Source organism: Pedobacter sp. GR22-10 (genome assembly GCF_026239715.1).
Classification (GTDB): domain Bacteria; phylum Bacteroidota; class Bacteroidia; order Sphingobacteriales; family Sphingobacteriaceae; genus Pedobacter.
Genome location: NZ_JAPIVR010000002.1, coordinates 954,158 through 973,076, shown reverse-complemented (window position 1 = coordinate 973,076; position 18,919 = coordinate 954,158). Strand labels below are relative to the sequence as shown.

13 protein-coding genes and 1 tRNA gene are annotated in these 18,919 nt (G+C 41.1%); 9 read left to right on the top strand and 5 right to left on the bottom strand.

What is annotated here, in order from left to right:
* From OQX64_RS11695 to OQX64_RS11685, 3 genes are read left to right on the top strand one after another with little or no spacing between them, the layout of a single operon-like run.
* A complete protein-coding gene (locus OQX64_RS11695) occupies window positions 1-2,262 on the top strand; it encodes a hypothetical protein (protein ID WP_265818897.1) in 2,262 nt (753 codons plus the stop codon).
* Between the two features lie 24 nt (window positions 2,263-2,286).
* On the top strand, window positions 2,287-3,663 hold the full coding sequence (locus OQX64_RS11690; protein ID WP_265818896.1) for a radical SAM/SPASM domain-containing protein: 1,377 nt from the start codon (window positions 2,287-2,289) through the stop codon (window positions 3,661-3,663).
* A gap of 10 nt (window positions 3,664-3,673) precedes the next feature.
* The gene (locus OQX64_RS11685; protein WP_265818895.1) at window positions 3,674-5,155 is read left to right on the top strand and encodes an NAD(P)/FAD-dependent oxidoreductase; all 1,482 of its coding nucleotides are present in this window, start codon (window positions 3,674-3,676) and stop codon (window positions 5,153-5,155) included.
* 496 nt (window positions 5,156-5,651) lie between these two features.
* Here OQX64_RS11685 and OQX64_RS11680 read toward each other — a convergent pair.
* From OQX64_RS11680 to OQX64_RS11665, 4 genes are all read right to left on the bottom strand, one after another.
* Window positions 5,652-5,736 (bottom strand) — tRNA-Ser (locus OQX64_RS11680).
* A 185-nt stretch (window positions 5,737-5,921) separates the two neighbouring features.
* The gene (locus OQX64_RS11675) at window positions 5,922-6,359 is read right to left on the bottom strand and encodes a DoxX family protein (RefSeq protein WP_088300171.1); all 438 of its coding nucleotides are present in this window, start codon (window positions 6,357-6,359) and stop codon (window positions 5,922-5,924) included.
* A 143-nt stretch (window positions 6,360-6,502) separates the two neighbouring features.
* Window positions 6,503-7,195, bottom strand: coding sequence for a dipeptidase PepE (gene pepE / locus OQX64_RS11670; protein ID WP_265818894.1), 693 nt, complete (start codon window positions 7,193-7,195; stop codon window positions 6,503-6,505).
* A 30-nt stretch (window positions 7,196-7,225) separates the two neighbouring features.
* A complete protein-coding gene (locus OQX64_RS11665; protein WP_088300168.1) occupies window positions 7,226-7,840 on the bottom strand; it encodes a Crp/Fnr family transcriptional regulator in 615 nt (204 codons plus the stop codon).
* 234 nt (window positions 7,841-8,074) lie between these two features.
* On the opposite strand from OQX64_RS11665, the gene OQX64_RS11660 reads away from it, so the two are divergent.
* Window positions 8,075-9,340, top strand: coding sequence for an ATP-binding protein (locus OQX64_RS11660; protein ID WP_265818893.1), 1,266 nt, complete (start codon window positions 8,075-8,077; stop codon window positions 9,338-9,340).
* 73 nt (window positions 9,341-9,413) lie between these two features.
* Here the strand turns inward: OQX64_RS11660 and OQX64_RS11655 are convergent, their stop codons facing one another.
* A complete protein-coding gene (locus tag OQX64_RS11655; protein ID WP_265818892.1) occupies window positions 9,414-9,998 on the bottom strand; it encodes a hypothetical protein in 585 nt (194 codons plus the stop codon).
* Window positions 9,999-10,260: 262 nt separating this feature from the next.
* Between OQX64_RS11655 and OQX64_RS11650 the strand changes: the two genes are divergently transcribed.
* The 5 genes from OQX64_RS11650 to OQX64_RS11630 all read left to right on the top strand — a co-directional run bounded on the left by OQX64_RS11650 (window position 10,261) and on the right by OQX64_RS11630 (window position 18,686).
* A complete protein-coding gene (locus tag OQX64_RS11650) occupies window positions 10,261-10,818 on the top strand; it encodes an RNA polymerase sigma factor (RefSeq protein ID WP_265818891.1) in 558 nt (185 codons plus the stop codon).
* Between the two features lie 110 nt (window positions 10,819-10,928).
* Window positions 10,929-11,873: a FecR family protein gene (locus OQX64_RS11645; protein ID WP_265818890.1), complete on the top strand. Its 945-nt coding sequence runs from the start codon at window positions 10,929-10,931 to the stop codon at window positions 11,871-11,873.
* Window positions 11,874-11,959: 86 nt separating this feature from the next.
* Complete coding sequence (locus OQX64_RS11640) at window positions 11,960-15,307, top strand: SusC/RagA family TonB-linked outer membrane protein (protein ID WP_265818889.1); 3,348 nt, start codon at window positions 11,960-11,962, stop codon at window positions 15,305-15,307.
* An 11-nt stretch (window positions 15,308-15,318) separates the two neighbouring features.
* Window positions 15,319-16,839 carry a RagB/SusD family nutrient uptake outer membrane protein gene (locus OQX64_RS11635; protein WP_265818888.1) on the top strand — a complete coding sequence of 507 codons (1,521 nt, stop codon included), beginning with the start codon at window positions 15,319-15,321 and terminating at the stop codon, window positions 16,837-16,839.
* Window positions 16,833-18,686 carry an alkaline phosphatase gene (locus OQX64_RS11630; RefSeq protein WP_265818887.1) on the top strand — a complete coding sequence of 618 codons (1,854 nt, stop codon included), beginning with the start codon at window positions 16,833-16,835 and terminating at the stop codon, window positions 18,684-18,686. The genes OQX64_RS11635 and OQX64_RS11630 overlap by 7 nt, the downstream gene beginning before the upstream one ends.
* The last annotated feature ends 233 nt before the right edge of the window (window positions 18,687-18,919 follow it).

Sequence of the window (18,919 nt, the reverse complement as noted above, 5' to 3'; positions counted from 1 at the left end):
ATGAAAATTTTAGCGCTTCGCATTCTTCCCCCTATTGCCATCGGCCGTTTGGGCTCCTCTGCAGTTCCCCTGTCCGCCTATGATCTTGGTCTGTCCCCGGAAAGACCGCTTGACTTCAGGAATATAATACCAAAACAGACTTTTAGTGTTGATCCTGTTTCGGGAAAGATTACCGGTAAACTGCCAAAGCAGATCAATTTTAAGGATGCACCTTCTGTAGAATCCAAAGATGGTAAGATACATCCTGTAGCGCCTTTTCTTGAAGTATTTGCACTTACCGATGAAGATGGAGACAGGCTTGTTCCCTTAACTGAAGCATTATTGATAAAGGCTGGCTATAGTCTAAAAGACATCAGCTGGGACGTAGAGGTTGGAAATATCAAGATATTCCGGAGAACAGGTAAGGAAGGTGATAAGATTTATGCTAAGGTTTTAGGCCTCAATAGCCATGCTGTCGCGCCTTTACTAGGCGAGAGCGAAAACTTCCTCCCTGGAAAGACATTGCCGTTGGGATCAGTACAGTTTATTTCGCCAACGGCCGAATTTCCTGAAGTTCGCTTCCGCTTTACTCCAGGGGCGGGAAAGGTTTATGGTTCGAGCAGGTTTAGGAATGAGAGTCCAAACAAGCTCAATCAGCCTGATCCGATCATCAATTCGGAAGATCTTGTGATCTACGACAAAGAAAAAGGCTGGTGGGGTTACTGTGAAAAGGGAGTTGGAGAACCCACCTACACCAATCCGGCACAGATATTTGCAGGTTACTACCTGGAGAACAATGATAGAATCAGCTGGGGTTATCTGGATGATGAGTGTGATGGTTTTGTTTCTGTACATCTTAAGGGTAAAGATGATAAGCTTACAGCAAGGGCACATATCAGCGCCGGACCTCCGGCATTTGCACCCGATACGCTTCCAGTCAGGGTAGTTTCGGATGAGCTCGAACAAATCCTGCTTGGACCAGAGGTTACTGGCGAAGTAGATATTGAAGAAGCAGAGGAAATTGTACGAAGGGCACTGGAAACGATTAGGTTGATGAATACCAGTGTGATGAACGGCAATTCTTTTGAAGGCATACAGAATGCGGCCAGTACAATGGTTAGACAGAATACCAATGACTTTGGCCGTCTTTATGAACCGATAATGGCAACCTCAATTGTAGATAATCTGGCTTTGCGCGCGCTTCATGAACGGGTGTTCGGAGGTCTCAGCACAGGTGCAGCTGCATGGTTTGCCGATGCGCTCCGCCATCCGAATGAAATTGGCGATCTTTCCAGCCCAATGCTCCGCAAGATGCCGGCACTTATGCGCGGTGCAGATGGGCGATCGCTTACCCTGACGCATCGCCAGATTAATTTGGTAATCCAGGCAGCTGCCGGTGCAATTTTCAAGGATAGCCAGGCGGCAGGAGCACTTAATAAATCCTCTTTAAGTGATAAGGCCCTAAAGGCCTCGAACCTTACCGCCCAGCTACATTATCTGGGTGAGGGAAATCCTTTTTCCATCTTGCCGAGGGCAGCGATTTCCAACTGTTTTCCAGGACTCGAATTCGATTTTAGGAACCTTTGGCGGCGTGCATTTGAAGGCATCTTGCTCATCGAAAATAACAATTATGTGGTTAGCGCTGATCCAGAGTTCGAGCATTTGAAAGGCTGTCGCCTGGTTGCGATAGGGTATAAGCCAACCATGGTTGCTACCTCTGGTCCTGTGTTTCCGGGCGGCGACAGTATTCCTTTGATTACTGCTGCCAATCCAAATGGAGTTTCCTTTATGGAATGGTCAAATTCTATGGCGCAGGTATTACAGAAACAGGGAGAGGAAGTAATATGCCATTTTACCATTGGACCATCAATAACAGAGGTTGTTGCTTTGGCAAAAGATCTTGATAATGAAAAATTGTACCAAAAAGTGCCCCTAAAAGTAAACCACTTTTTTGAAGCTGACACAAGTGTTTTTTCTGAAGAAATCATTAAGCCGGGCGAAATGACCCAAGGGCTATGTGCGCCATGGCAGAACGATTATCGTGAATGTGCCTGCTATTATTGGGCAGCCAGCCGTCCGGATTTTGTAAATGTAGTGCCGGACGAAAAAGGACTTAGTTCCGGCGATAACTGGATGGCAAAGAAAAGAACAGGTGAATATATTCTCGACAATAGGACAGATTCACGTCTGTTGAGTTATGATGACTTGTTCAGAAACTGGGAGGGTGAACTAAGTTTTATCATCAAGGGCAATGATGCTACCGGAACAGATCAGGAAAAGTAGAATTTATAAAAAAGGAGATAACTTATGTTAACGCTTAAACAGACAGATTCCCCGGCAGGCAATATAGCTGGCAGGATGGCGATAAAAATTGCAACCGAATCCAAACCGATCTCTCCGCAAGTACACTTGGTTAGAGGTGGACAGGATACACAGTTATTGGTTACCAATGGCACTATGCTTTACCGGATTTCTCCCCAGACTGAGGCAGAGTTTCGAGTGCTCCTGGGATCAAAAGATGAAAACGGGCTTAAAAACAAGCTGATGGATATGGGCCTTGATGCACCGCTGAAAATAAATGATGTGCCATTAAAAAGCCCCGCGGTCTATGCGCTTTCATTGGCTATAGCTCAAAAATGCAATATGGGGTGTACCTATTGTTATGCAGATCAGGGAGGCTTTGGCGGCGCAATGAAAAGCATGTCATTAGATGTGGCCACCAGATCGATCGACCTACTGCTTAAAGACTGTCCTGAAAACGGGAGTGTACAGCTTACTTTCCTTGGTGGAGAACCTTTGCTTAACCGGAAAGCGATAAGGATAGCAACTGCATACGCAGCCGAAAAGGCACTGGAAAAAAATATTAACATCGGTTTTTCCATTACTACGAACGGAACATTGCTGACCGAAGATGATGCCATTTTTTTTGAAAAATATGCTTTTTCCGTTACAGTCAGCCTTGATGGATTAAGGGAAGAACATGATGCACAACGGCCACTGAAAAGCGGTTCTGGTACCTATGATCAGATTATGGAAAATATTAAGCCGCTGCTGCAGATTCAGCGGAAAATGCAGGTATCAGCCCGTGTAACGGTTACTCCTGCAAACCTTAATCTGCTTGAGGTTCTTGAGGGTTTTATCGAAATGGGTTTCCATAGTGTAGGTTTTTCCCCGTTATTAAACTCCAGTAACGGAAAAGGTGAAATGGATGAAAAAGACCTAGAGCAATTGTTAGGGGCAATGATCGCCTGTGGTTTGCACTTTGAAAAGAAAGTGCTGCAGGGTGAACGTTATCCTTACCTGAATATGGTCAATGCCCTTAAAGAAATCAATAAAGGAACACACCGGCCCTACCCATGTGGCGCCGGTGCAGGCTACATGGGGGTATCTGCAGATGGAGAAATTGCTGCTTGCCACAGGTTTGTTAATGAACCGGCCGGGCGCATGGGTGATATTTTAAATGGCATTGATGTAGAGTTGCAGAATGGTTGGCTGGAGTCAAGACATGTGCATCAACAGTCTCCCTGCAACCAGTGCTGGGCCCGCTATCTCTGTGGAGGCGGTTGTCATCATGAAGTGATTGATAAAGGAAGAAATGCCTGTGATTATATACGAGGCTGGCTCCATTATACCATTCAGGCACACGAGCGGATTTCGAGATTGGCACCTGGCTGGTTCAATTAAGTTTGTTTCAATGGGAAATCCTGAAGTATTCGACGTAGTAATCATTGGCGGAGGGCCTGCTGGAACCTCTGCTGCAATCAGGCTTCTTGATCTTGGTCACCGCGTAGCATTGGTTGAACAGCATGTTTTTCCACGTCCGCAGATCGGGGAATCCTTATCTGCAGGTATTCGGAACATTTTCGATTACTTGGGTGCAGGACATCTGCTGAAGGAGCGTGGCTATATCGATGAGCTCCCAGCCCGGGTAATCTGGGAGAATGCCAAAGAGGGAAATATTGAGCTAAGGAACCATAACGGCGGTATTATGGTAGATAGAGGGAAACTGGACCATGATCTGATCCAGTTGGCAGTTTCAAAGGGGCTGGTGTTGTTTCAGCCTGCAAAGCCGGAAATTTTTCGCAGAGAAAGCGATCATTGGAAGGTGCTGATCAGGATAAAAAATCAGTGTATGGAGCTCAAAACGATTTTTGTGCTTGACTCCAGAGGTAGGAGCAGTAGCAGGATGATCGATAAAATCATTACTACGCCACCGATGGTTGCGCTTTACGCAAATACCAGCAGCGTTTCGATGCCAGCCTGTACCCTGATAGAGGCACAGGAAAATGGTTGGTTATGGGGCTCACCCTTACCAGGTGATAAGTTATTTAGGATGATGGCTTTTTTTGCGCTGGCAGATCTTCGCAAAGAGTATCCGGAAAAGCTTTTTCAACACAGCGTATCCTCTTCCTTATTGTTTCGTAAGGGGCTTACTGGTCTCTCAAATTCCGGAATCAAAAGCTGTGTGGTATTGAATTATTGTCATAATAACCCCTGGGACAACAACTATGTCAGGATTGGAGAGGCCGCATTTACACTCGATCCCTTATCCTCTTCAGGAGTGGAAAAAGCGATGCGTTTTTCGCTACAGACGGTAATTGCTGTAAATAATATACTTAACTCCGGAGATGTGGAAATTTCGCAGGCCTTTTTTGAGAATCACATAGCAAATTCAATTAGTCAGCATATAAAATGGACAGGCGGATATTACCATAGTGCTTGGCCCGGTAGCAACAACGGCTTCTGGAAAGAAAGATCTCAAGTAGGTATATCGGCACAGGCTAACGAAACTGCATTCTACACTAAATTGAAGCTAAAGTTACAGGAAAGCCCCATCAATAAAAAAGACAATACTGTCGGTGCCCGTATAAAGCCGGCAGATGCGATAGACCAATTGTGGCATAAAAAGGTAAGGATTTCTCCACAGGTTACTTTTACCAAAGCAGTCTGTGTCGAAAACGATCGGCTACAGTTAAAGGATACTATTCGGCATCCTATGTTGGAGAGGGAAGTTGCTTATATCGGCAATGTCGCGATTTTCCCCCTTATCAGCTCGGTTAAAGGAGGTGAAACCATTGGAGAGCTAATCTATTTCTGGAGCCGGCAGATACCATTTGAAATGGCCGGGGATATCCTAGTCCATTTGTGTCATCTCGGACTGTTGGAAGTAATTTGAGCGTAGCTATTACTTTTTTAGGGCTTAAGTGAATATTTTGTTGTCCAAAACCAAAACGCAGGCAATGGGGACATAATAGTTTAATAAGAAATTACCATGAAAAAGAATCTGGAACGGATAATTTTAATGAGCAGACTCATGGAAGAATAGGCTGTAAAAGTAAAAAACGAGTTAACTACAAGTTCATTAGACTTTCCGAGATATGGATTTAGAAGCAATAATCTTAATTGCACCTTCCGTCAAATACTGTCTTTTCACAGGTTTAACGCTATGCTTATAATTTAGGAAATGATTCCTTGGTCATCCATCCATTTGCCAAACAGATTCTGATAATCTTTCCGAAATTTTTAAGGTACTTTACCGCAAAGTTATTATTGCTTCTCCGAACCGCCTCAAACAGAAATCATATTCGCCGGTAAAATCATGCCTTATATTTTTTACCAAAAAGCAAAAAGCCTGTCTATCATACGATAAACAGGCTTTTAATTTTATGCTGCGGAGAGCGAGGGATTCGAACCCCCGGACCTATTACAGTCAACAGTTTTCAAGACTGCCGCATTCGACCACTCTGCCAGCTCTCCGCTGCAAAAGTACAAAGTTGATCGTAATCTGCAAATCATTTTAGCTTTAATATTCAATAAAAAACATTACTTCTTGTTAACCATTAAGTTAGCATTTGATTTTTAAAGAAAAATCAAGCTCAATTTGCGGAAATAGTGGCATCCCTGGCTTTTTAGCCAGAATTAAAGTCCCGATTAAACGTCAATTATTGAGGAACAGGCTGCGTTTTGTCTACAGCCAGCACCCCGTTTCCTTCGACAATAAAACAAATGAGTCCAATCAATACCAGCGATGAAAACCAGAATTCTGAATAGGGTTTAAATATCCCGGCAGAAATATTGATGAAAAAGACAGCTCCAATTAGTATGGGCAGGTTAACCAGGCAAAATAACCTGGTATGTGTGCCCAGGGCAATAGCAATACCGCCGATAATATGGACTAAAATAATAAAATGAGCTGCTATGCTAATACTGAATGCCGTACTGAGCATTGCGCCTCGCATTAAATGATTAAAGGCTTCAATATTGATGTAAAAACCAACACCCTTCCAGATGAGAATGATGCCTAACAATATTCTGAAATAATCAATCCATTGAGGATGATGCTGATCCCCCCATTTTTTAATTTTCTTGAGTAGTTTCATGATTTCTATATTTGGTATATCCAATTTACAGAAAGTCGGTATCAATAACAAAGTTTACCTGCTTTATTTTCAGTAATTTAAATCATGTGATCATCATATTTACACATGTTAAAAAGGGTAGGTCTTTAATCAGGATGCTGTTGTTAAAGCACTGTACCCGGATCAACTTCATATGGGGTTTTATGTTGTTCGAAAATTCTTGTCTGCTCCGCACCTTCCGTAGTAATCCGGTCGCCAATTCTTCTGATCCAGTTGCCCTCTCTTAAACCAATCACCATAATGTTGTTTTGAGTTAAGAATTCCATTATTCTTGTTTCCCGGGTTTCTCCGTTATGTTTCAGGTCAGGGTTTGCGTCCAGGTAATGCGGATTAATGTTAAAAGGAACCAGTTCCATACAGTTAAAGGAAGGCGGGTAAACAATCGGCATGTCATTCGTGGTTTTCATATTAATGCCGGCAATATTGCTTCCGGCGCTGCAGCCCAGATAAGCTTTGCCATTTCCGATATTGCTTTTTAAAACATCCATTAAGCCGTTTTCATGAAGGGTTTTGACCAGCATAAACGTATTTCCGCCACCGGTAAAATATCCCTTCGCATCGTTTATAGCCTTAATGTGATCTTCAAATTCGTGCAAACCACGTACCTTAATCTCCAGGGCGGCAAAAAAAAACCTGGCTTTATCGGTATACTCATCGTGCGAAATGCCGCCTGGTCTGGCAAATGGAATAAAGATAATTTCATCAATGCCTTTGTAAAGGTCTATAATTTCATCTTTAAGGTAGTGGAGATAAGTGCCGCCGAAGAGCGTCGAAGTAGAAGCGAGAATAATATTCATGATGTAGTTGGATTATAAAAAGCATAGTTGTTAAACTTTACTTCTGATACGGCTAAGTGTTTCTAAACGCATGCTGATAAAGGAGGCAATATATTTTAGCGGTACCCTGTTCATCAGGTGCGGGTAAGAAATTAATAATCTTTGATAGCGTTTTAAAGCTGTAGGTAACCGCACAATAAATGCCCTTTCGGATGCACCCTTGATATACATTTCGGTCATCTTTCTGCCTACATAGTTGGCGACGGGATAATTTTCGTATAACAATTTAGACATGCTGTGTGGAATGGCAATGGCGAACACATTTTCAATGGTTTCAATATATTCATCAGTAATGACATCTTCCCACAGGTTTCTGATTGTTCCTGCAAGTTCATTTTCCGCAGCAATCCACGTGGTGATTTTTTTATTGCCCATTTTAATGTAACCATGAACAGCGCCTTGCAGGATCAGATAGATATACTTGTTTCTTTTTAAAGGCGATGCAATGTGTTTATTTTTCGGAAAGTTTACCGGAAAAGTATAGGCATTGATCACTGCCTCAATTTCTGGATTAAGTTGATGAAATGATTTAAAGACAGCAATTAAGGGTGATTGCCCGCCAGATGAGGCCCACTTTTGATCGCCATAGACATTTTCGATGTTCATTTAAAAATTACTTTTCAGCAAAATTCGTAATTAAAAATATAAAAATAGCAGAATAGTAAAGTTAGTTATGCTTTTATGGTGTTTTAGTTAGATAATTGAATAAGCCACATACCTACAACTAAATTCATTTAGTCTTGCTGCCCTTAGTATGCTGAATATAAATGATGTGAATGACATCAACAGTTTACAGATTCAGGAATATTCTGATATATTTGCTAATTAATTTAGTAATAGATGTCTGAGAAAGTTAATATTACCTCCAAGGGAATTCAAAGGGTATTAAAAAATTATAATGAAAAGCAAGCGATAGCAGAATATATCTGGAATGGTTTTGACGCCAATGCTGATACCATTCACATCGATTATGTGAGCAATGAACTTGGCTGGCTGGATAGTCTTCAAATTGCAGACAATGGTTATGGCATTAACTTTGAAAAATTACAGCAGAAGTTTGATCCCTTTTTCGAATCAGAAAAGGCTGTTCAAATTGCAGCTCCCAAGCATACTTCCAAAATGCACGGACGGAACGGTGTTGGCCGGCTTACTTTTTTCACTTTTGCCCACAATGCCAGCTGGAATACTACTTACCAGGATGATAAAGGCTTTCATCAGGGAGTCATCCAAATCAATACCGGAAGGTTGAATAGTTACGAAGCCTTTGAGCAGCCTCATGCGGCTAAAACGACGGGAACAGTGGTTACCTTTACTAACCTGCGTATTGGTGAATTGGATTTTAAGCAAACCGTAATCCCTTTCTTAGTTCAGGAATTTTGTTGGTTTATTGAACTAAACCGACATCAGAAACTGCAAGTGCTGGTGAATGGAAATGCGCTGGATTTCTCAGCCAATGTTAAAAGTATGGAAGAGTTTGAGCTTTACTATGCGGATACAGCCTTTAGGTTTAAAATCAAATATGTACACTGGAAGGAGAGTCTGCATAAAGAACTCTCTAAATATTACTTTCTGGCAGGTGGCGAAGAAATTTATAAGGATTACACTACCCTGAATAAAAAAAGTGACGATTACTTTCACAGCGTTTATATAGATAGCGACTTTTTCAGGGATTTTGATTTTAAAAGTTTTGAAAATGAAGAACAAGTGGCTTTGTTCGGGTCAGCTAAATCTTCTCCGGAATATCGTTTTCTAATTAAGGAACTAAATGATTACCTGAAAAATAAACGAAAGCCATTTTTACGGGAATATGCAGATCGCTTAATAGAAAGTCTGGAGCAGGATGGGATTTTTCCGAATTACACAACTGCACACGAAAAGGAACTGGTTAAACCAAAATTAATCCGGCTGATTAAAATATTATATGAAGTAGAACCTAAATTATTTAGCAGTTTAAACATTGATCAAAAGAAAATGGTGATCCGTTTATTTGATCTGATGCTAAAAACTAATGAAAAGGAGGGAATCTTTAATCTGCTGAATGAAATTATTTCGCTGGAGGAAGAAGATTGTCAGGAATTAAAAGAGGCTTTAGGGCTACCTGTATAAATGCTTCTTTTACAGAAATAAAAAATGCCGGTATCTGATCGATACCGGCATTTTTTGTAATATTTATTCGTTATTAATTACGGATATCGCCTTTTACTTTGTTAGCCGTTCTTTGTCCAGGTAAATAAACCTGGAAACCAAAAGAAAGGTTTAAGCTGTTTTGAGCTGTAGTATTACCAAATCCTACTAAACCATTGTATTTTAACAAGGTTTCTAAACCAATGTTTGGTGTAATAAAATAAGCAAAACCCGGACCAACACTTAGGTTTAAGCCGTTTGTATTAGCACCACCTCTGCTTACACTGGTACCACCAACACCAACTGTTGCCTCAGCAAAGAAACGTCCGTGGTTTAACACTTCAACGTCTTTACCGGCATAATAACGACCTAAAGCACCTACACCATAATTAGTTCTAGTTGGTGCATTTTTTGTCGTACTTAAACCAAAGTTTACATATCCACCCAATGCCAGGTTATCCTGGATAAACCAGGCTGCTTTAGGTGTAATGTCTACACTGAAAACTTTAGGGTTATCCAAACCTAAATTGATATTGGCCAGGTTTCCACCAACCATTACATTGCCTTTTTGAATTTGTGCCTGAGCAACACCCATAAATAATGCTACTGAGAATAAACTAGAGATAAAAATTTTTTTCATGATAAATGATTTAATAATAAATATAATAACCGAGATTATTTTCGATTTAAAGAGCCAACATTTATAATTAAATAATGTTTAAATTATTTTATTTCCTTTTGAAAATCAGTATTTTAGGTTTTATTGATGTTCTAATTACTTAATACAGATACTAATTTGAAACAAGTCCTTCATGAAAGAGCAGTTAATGCATCACTCTTTATAAAGAATTAATATGAAGTGAATATTGGCTTGCTAGCTTTGCTGCAGCAAACTAAAAGCATTGAGCGACTTATTAATTGCATCATTAAAAAACGATGATCCTTCTGCAATGGAGCAAATATTCCATATCCATTGGGAAAAGGTATTTGATTTAGCCTTTAAAAAGCTGGGCGACGAAATACTTGCGCAAGACATCACGCAGGAGATTTTTATCTCTTTATGGGAAAAACGAAAGAAACTTGATTTAACGGGCAACCTTTCCGGCTACTTATGTGGTGCGGTAAAAAATAGGGTAATTGATTATTACAGATCCAGTTCCATTAAAGATATTCACCAGGTTGAATACGCCAACCTGATGAATCAGCGGAGGGAAATTGCCCCGGATGAACACCTCATACGCCAGGATACCGCAAAAGAGGTAGAGGCTGTACTGCAACTTTTACCTGAGCGGATGCGTTTGGTGATTTCGATGAGCAGGGAACAGGATAAAACCGTTAAGGAGATTGCAGCTGAACTTAACATTTCTGTACAGACGGTAAAAAACCAGATTACCACAGCAATGAAAATACTCCGCGAAAACTTATCCTACTTGCTGCTTATCGCATTTTTATGGTTTTGATTCATTTGAGACCTGGTCTTTTCTTCGTTTTACCGGTCTTAACCAAAACTTAACTTACTGATAACATTTTTGGTTAGTACCCTTTTCCTTTTGAAACGACATCTATACAAATGAGCGTAGAAAAGGCAAAACAACTGTTGGAGAAATATCTGGACGGAGCGGCAAGTTCTGAAGAATGTGATCAGGTAACAGATTGGTACAATGCTTTAGGCACCAATCAGGAAGCACCTGCAGGCAAGCAAAAAGCTGCCATCAGTGAAGAGATGTTTCAAAAACTGCGATTGGCTATTAATCATCAGGAAACCAGGAAACCTTTCTTATTGGAACACTGGATCAACATTGCCGCTGCCATTGTAATTGTTGTTTCTGTTACGCTCTGGCTTTGGCAACAGCATACAGGGCATGAAATCCCTAACACACAAATCACGGCCTCAACCCAGGCAGGCGAGCGTAAAAAGATTATACTGAGCGATGGTTCGGAAATTACTTTAGCCCCTTTAGCCAAAATCACTTACCCTGAGAAATTCCTGAAAAATTCCAGAAAGGTTTCCATCATAGAAGGAGAAGCATTTTTTTCCATTGCGCATGATGAAAAAAGACCTTTTCAGGTGAAGCTTCCCAACCATTTAAGTGTTTCCGTATTAGGAACTTCGTTTCTCATTCGTGCCTATTATGCCAGAAAAGAAGTGGAAGTCATCGTTTCAACAGGTAAGGTGGCCATTAAAAATGAAGATAAACTGCTGGGAACGTTAACCAGAAATCAGAAACTTTCATTTAATAAAACTAGCGGCAAATCTATCCTCAATACTATTCGTGATGTCCGCCCCGTTGAAATCAATTTCAATGGAACCACACTAATGCAGGTTGTCCGGCGGATGGAATACCTCTATCATATTAAAATTCAGCTGCATCAAACTTCCTTAGTGAACTTAAAAACAACGGCAACATTTAACAGTGCACAGCGGCCTGAAGAAATTCTTGATATCATTTGCACACTGCATCACCTCAAATTTAGTTCAGATCAAAATCACCAAACATTTAAAATCTATCAATAATGTATAATTAAATCATTCATAAACTACCTGTGGCTATTCAAACAGACTATTCGCAACTATTTTAATTCTTATAAGCAAACAAACAAATGAAAACAACCTCGTCCAGGAGGACCTTATCTCTTTATCAGATCATGAAATATTCATGCTTAACATTTTCAATCATCTGCATATTCTGCAGCTCACTTTTGGCTTCGCCCGGTATGGCCCAGCGATTGGCCAAAAGCAAAGTGAACATTAAAATCAGCAAGGGCCGTAAACTCAATGAAATTATCCGGGAGATCGAAAGCGTTTCAGGTTTAAGCTTTGTTTACAATCCCGATCTTCTTCAAAAAACAAATACCCAGCTCAGCGGTGATTTTCAGATGGAGCCTGTTCGTTCTTTGCTGGATAAATTAGGCCTTCGCGTAGAAGAAAAGGGCGACTACGTCATTTTGAATAATGCTACTTTTAATCAACCCGACCGGATTGTAACAGGTGTAGTGAAAGATTCAACCGGTTTGGTTTTACCTGGTGTATCCGTTAAAGTAGTGGGCACCCAAAGCGGTACCACTACTGATGCCAATGGTGCATACCGCATTGAAGTAAGTGCACAAACGGTGCTTTCCTTTTCCATGATCGGTTACCGCACCAAAGAGGTAACCGTGGGTGATCACCTCACCATTAACGTTATAATGAACGAGGAAAGGTCTATGTTGGCAGATGTGGTGGTGGTAGGTTACGGAACCCAGAAGAAAGAAACATTAACAGGAGCGGTGAGTTTGGTTTCACTGGATAAACTGTCATCGAGGTCTGTAAATAGTGTTGGAGAAGTATTGGCTGGTAAATCGCCAGGCGTAATCGTAACCAATGAAGGTGGCGACCCGACATCAGCACCCAGAATCAATATCAGAGGAGCGGGTGGAATTAATGGCGAAAGTGTTCTTTACGTCATTGATGGATCTATCTTTCTGGGGACGCCAAACCTGAACCCTAACGATATCGAATCAATATCGGTATTGAAAGATGCTTCCGCAGCAATTTATGGTGCGCGTGCTTCTGGTGGTGTGGTTTTAATCACCACTAAAAAAGGAAAGAAAGGCAAAATGCAGATCAGCTTTGATGCCAAGGTTGGAGAACAAAGTGCCTGGAAAAAGCTGGAAACCTTAAATGCCCAGCAACGTGCACAGGTGGCAGCAACGGCAGCTAAAAACGGCGGAACAACCATTTTGCCTGCATTTGATCTTTCCAAATATCCTGACGGACAAACCACCAGAACCAACTGGATGGATGAGGTGTTTAGAAATGCCTTATTGCAGGACTATAATACGGCTATTAACGGGGGAAGTGAAAAATCAACCTTTTATTTAAGTTTCAATTACCGCAATGCTGAAGGCATTGTATTGAATACTAAAAGCAAACGCTATAATTTCAGGGTCAATTCTGAACATGAACTTACACCCTGGTTAAAAGTGGGTGAAAACCTTTCTTATAGCAGTACCAATGGTAATGGTGCCAATACCAGCAGTGATTATACGGGTGCACTTTTGTCGGCCATTTATTACCCTACAAACGGTACACCTTACAATGCTGATGGCAGTTTTGCAGGTTTACCTGGCGGACAATATGCCGGTGATTACGGAGATATTATTAATCCGGTTGCCGAATTAAAAAGAATTGACATCAATAACCCTGTCAACGTGTTGGTGGTGAATCCTTATGCTACCCTTCAGCTGGCCAAAGGTTTAAGTTTTCGGTCAAACCTGAGTATCACCAAATCAGATGCCCAATTTAAAAGTTTTACACCAAAACGCCCGGAAGTTGGAAAGCCGGTGTTAAGCAATAGTTTGATACAAAGAGCAGATGCGGTAAATGATTTTTTAGCAGAACAGGTACTAAACTACAAAACGACCATTGGATCTAATCAAATTGATTTAACAGGTGGCTATACCTTTCAGAAAACCAAAAGCAATGGCTTGTATACCTCCGGATCTGGCTTTGATGATGAGTCTAATCAGTACCGTTATTTAACCAATGCCACCATTATTCAACCTTCTACCAGTTATTATGACGCCAAAGCCATTTCATCACTGTTTTTAAGGGCCAATTATAATTATAAGGAAAAATATTTATTGTCATTTATCGGCAGAAGAGATGGTTCATCTATGCTTGCCAAAGAAAACAGGTTTAGAAATTATGGCTCTGTTTCAGCCGGTTGGTCTATCAACAAAGAAGAATTTTTAAAAACAGCAAACTGGTTAAATGAACTAAAGCTAAGAGGAAGTTATGGTATTTTAGGTAATCTGGGGAGTTTATCCTCATCAGCGGTTAATCCGTTACTGGCTGCAACACAAAGTTATTTCGGTCAAACACCAACCCTGCAAAACGGTTATGTTCAAACCATTCTCGCCAATAAAAACTTAACCTGGGCAGAAAGTAAACAAACGAATATAGGTTTGGATGTAACGGTTCTTGATCGCTTAAGTTTGGTGGCAGATTATTTTATTAAGAAAACGGATAAAATGATTCTGACCCGTTCTTTGCCAGGCACTGCGGGGTTAACTTCGCAAACCATCAATGCAGGCTTAGTAAAAGATAAAGGCATTGAACTTGGTTTAACTTATAATAGTGCTAAAAACACCGCATTTACCTATTCTGTAAATGCTACGTTAACCAAAGTTAACAACAAGGTAGAAGAATTGGCGCCAGGATTAACCAATATTGCTGTAGGTACCAATTTTAGAAATGAGCTTGCTCCATTGGCCATTACTGTAGGCCAGCCTTTGTATAGCTATTACGTTTTAAAAACGGAAGGTATTTTCCAAAGCCAGGCAGAAGCCGATCATTATAAAAATGCAAATGGACAGAAAATTCAACCAAATGCTAAAGCCGGCGATTTCAAATTTGCAGATCTTAACGGAGATGGATCAATTGATAGCAAAGACCGTTACTTCGCAGGGAGCGCCTATCCTGATTTCTCTTATGGCTTAAGCTTTAATGCCAGTTATAAAAACTTCGATTTCAATATTTTTGCACAGGGTGTACAGGGCAATAAACTTTTCAATGCCGTAAAGAGGACAACTTATAGTGCCAGCGGACCTTCTTACAATAAGCTGGTGGGCATTTTAGATGCGTGGTCTCCTGAAAATCCGGGTGGAAAAGTACCTGTCATTTCTACCAGTGATAACAATGGAAACTTTAATGCTTCCGATTTTTATATTGAAGATGGCTCTTATCTGCGTATCCGCAATGTAACACTCGGGTATAGTTTGCCAAAATCACTCACCGGCAAACTTAAAACCGGGGCGGTAAGGGTTTATGCCACTGCCAACAATTTATTTACCATTACCAAGTACTCAGGCTTCGACCCGGAAATCGGGATGGATAATAATGGCCTTGATGTGGGCCGTTACCCGCAAGCAAGAAGTTTCATCTTTGGTCTGAGTGTTAACCTTTAATTTATAATTTAATGAAAACGAATATAAAATACCTGGCACTGATTGTTATTGCAGCTTTCGCCTCGTGCACCAAGCAACTGGATATCACACCAGAGGGATCTCCGTCGGCGCAAAATTTCTGGAAAACAAAGGAAGATGCCATGAAGGCCGAAGCCGGAATGTATGAAAATTATAATGCAGAAGATTTTTATGGTCGTGGCATGTTCTGGTTTATCAATGCCAGTGATGATATGGTTACGGGTAGAAATAAGCCAGAAGCAGATAATATCAAAAACTTTAACCGGAGTTATGTAGGCGGTGGTTATACCGAATCGCAATGGAGCATGCGTTATGCCATTATTAAAAGGGCAAATGACATCATTACCCATGTACCAAACATCGCCATGGATGAAACATTAAAAAAACAGATTATTGGTGATGCTTATTTTAATGCCGGACTGGTTTATTTTCAACTGGCGGCTAATTATGGTAATGATAAAGCTGGCGTACCCATTGTAACTCCGGATGCTGATGCATCTGTGGCCATCCCAAGGGCAAAAAATGTAACAGAGAACTATGACTACATCATTTCATTATTATTGAAAGCCGCAGATAATTTGCCTAATTTTTCAGCAATGAAATCCGCTGATTATGGCAAAGCACACAAAACGGCTGCCTGGGCATATGTATCAAAAGTATATCTGTTTAAGAAAGATTATGCAAACGCAGCAAAATATGCTGATATGGTCATTGGCTCTGGTCAGCATGATTTGCTGTCTAACTTTGCTGATGTATTTAAAGCTTCAAATAATTGGTCTAAAGAATACATTTGGTCGGTAGTATGTACGCCAAACGGTGGTGGCACAGGCTGGGGTAGTAAATTGCCAGGTGTAATGCTGACTAACAAAGCCTGGGGAATTTATAATGGCTGGGGCTATTACCTGCCTACAAAAGAACTTTATGATTCTTTTGAAACAGGAGATCAGCGTCGTGAGGTAACCATTTTAAAACCAGGCGACAAATTTATGTTTTTTGGCACTGAGCGGAGTTTTACCAAAGATGGTGGCGCCACTTCAAATTACCAGTTTAAAAAGTATATGGAGCCTTTTAGTTATGCCAATCCCATTCCTACCCACGTTAACCCAAATGGCGATAATGGAACAACAGATTTAAATGTGCCTTTAATGCGTTTTGCTGAAGTCCTTTTAATTAAAGCTGAGGCAGCGATTAATTTAAATGGCGCTGGTGCAGGCGATACCGAACTAAACAGAATCAGGGTAAGGGCCGGTCTGGCATCCAAAACCGGAATGACCATGAATGATTTAAAGCGTGAGCGCCGGAATGAATTGGCCGGCGAATGGGCCGATCGCCACCGCGATTTGGTGCGTTGGGGAGATGCACAAGCCACCTATGCCAAACCACTTCATGACTATGATGGTTCGGTTATCTGGCCGGCCAGAACGTTTAACCCACAGGTTCATGATGTTTGGGCCGTTCCGCAAAGAGAAATTGATAACAGTTCAGGCGTAATTAAACAAAACCCGGGATGGTAAAGAGCACTCAACTCATTTGTTTATTGTTCATCATTTTTGGTATTCAGTCAGTCTCTGCACAGCGGAAACTGACCGCCAATAATGGTCATAGTCACAATGATTATAAACAGCAAATCCCCTTACTTCAGGCTTATTACGCAGGGATGGGCTCCATTGAAGCTGATGTTTTCTATCGCGAAGGAGAACTTTATGTAGCGCATGAAAGCAACGAGATTAAGCCAGGTAAAACGCTGAAAAAGATTTACCTTGATCCGTTGGTAGCCTTGTTTAAGCAAAACGGAAATCAACCCTATGCCAGTGCCTCGCAAAAACTTCAGCTGGTAATTGATATTAAGGAAGATTACCCGCATGTGCTTGCTACTCTGATCAAACAGATTAAAGGTTATGAATCTGTGTTTGATCAGTCTAAAAATCCATCTGCCATTAAAATTGTAATGAGTGGTGATGTGCCACCAGCTGATCAGTTTAGCCAATATCCGCAAATGATTTTTTTTGACGGTCGTCCGGGGAGGAATTATACTGATGAACAGTTGAAGCATATCGGGATGATCAGTGATGATCTTTCGCATTTTTCCGTATGGAATGGAAAGGGTACACCAACACCACCTGATTTGCAGAAGATGAAAAATGTGATTGCTGAAGCACACCGGATGGGCAAGCCCTTTCGTTTTTGGGCCACAAAAGATAGTCCGAATAGCTGGAAAGAATTGGAGCAAATGGGAGCAGACTGGATTGGAACAGATCGGCCGACTGTTTTAGGCGAGTTTTATAAAAACAAAGATAAGCTGGAGTACACCAATACCAAAAAGTATCAGCTGTATCAACCCACATATAAAAATGACGGTTTGCCTAAAAAGGTTAAAAATGTGATTCTTTTAATCGGAGATGGCATGGGACTGGCTCAAATTCAGGCGGGTTTAAGTGCCAATTTCGGACAACTCAATATGATGAATATCCAGCATATTGGTCTTTCACGCACAGAGGCTTCCAATTCTGATTTTACTGATTCTGCGGCGGGTGCTACGGCGATGGCCACCGGACAAAAAACCAATAATCGTTACATCAGTATGGATGTAAATGGTAAGCCTTTATCATCTATTCCTGAAATTTTAGCGCCACTTGGCATGAAAACGGCTATCATCACCAGTGGAGATATCACTGATGCCACTCCGGCAGCATTTTATGCGCATCAGATCGAACGAACCATGTCGCAGGATATTGCAGCCGATTTTCAGAACAGTCCGGTTGATGTGTTAATTGGTTCAAATCGTAAAAGTTTTTTAGAAAATAAGGATGCCAGTTTAATGCAGAAACTAAAGGCCAAAGGTTACCAGTTGCAAAATAACCTGAATGAATTTAGGACAGCAGCATCGGGCAGGCAATTGGTATTGTTAGATGATTCCGTTACGCGAAGTGTTTTAAAGGGTAGGGGAGAAATGCTTAAAACATCACTGGTAAAAAGTGTGGAATTGCTATCTAAAAATAAAAAGGGTTTCTTTATTATGGCTGAAGGGGCACAAATTGATCATGGCGGACATGCAAACGATTTACCTTATGTGGTTACCGAGCTGCATGATTTTGACCGGATGGTTGGCGAAGCCATGCGATTTGCTGATCAGGATGGGGAAACACTGGTTATCGTGACGGCAGATCATGAAACTGGCGGGCTCTCCATGCTGGATGCTTCTTACAGAAAAGGTACCGTTAGGGGGAACTTCAGTAGTGATGACCATACCAACATCATGGTTCCAGTTTTTGCCTACGGCCCGGGATCGCAAAAATTCACTGGCATTTATCCGAACACTGAGATTTGTAAGCGAATTTTACAGGCATTTGGTGTAAAATAATAGATTATAGTAGCATGCACTTCCCTCCTTTAAAAAAGGGAGGGAAGTCTGCAAAAAAGGGTTGTCAAAAGGAATCCATCATTAAGGGAATGCTTTTTTAGCTAACGACGCAATCTTTTTTATCGATAAATAATGTATTAATTGTCACCGTGCCGCTTATCTGATGACGTAAATAACGACCATTACTCGTCATGCTGAACCTGATTCAGCACCTTTAAAATTAACAATGATGA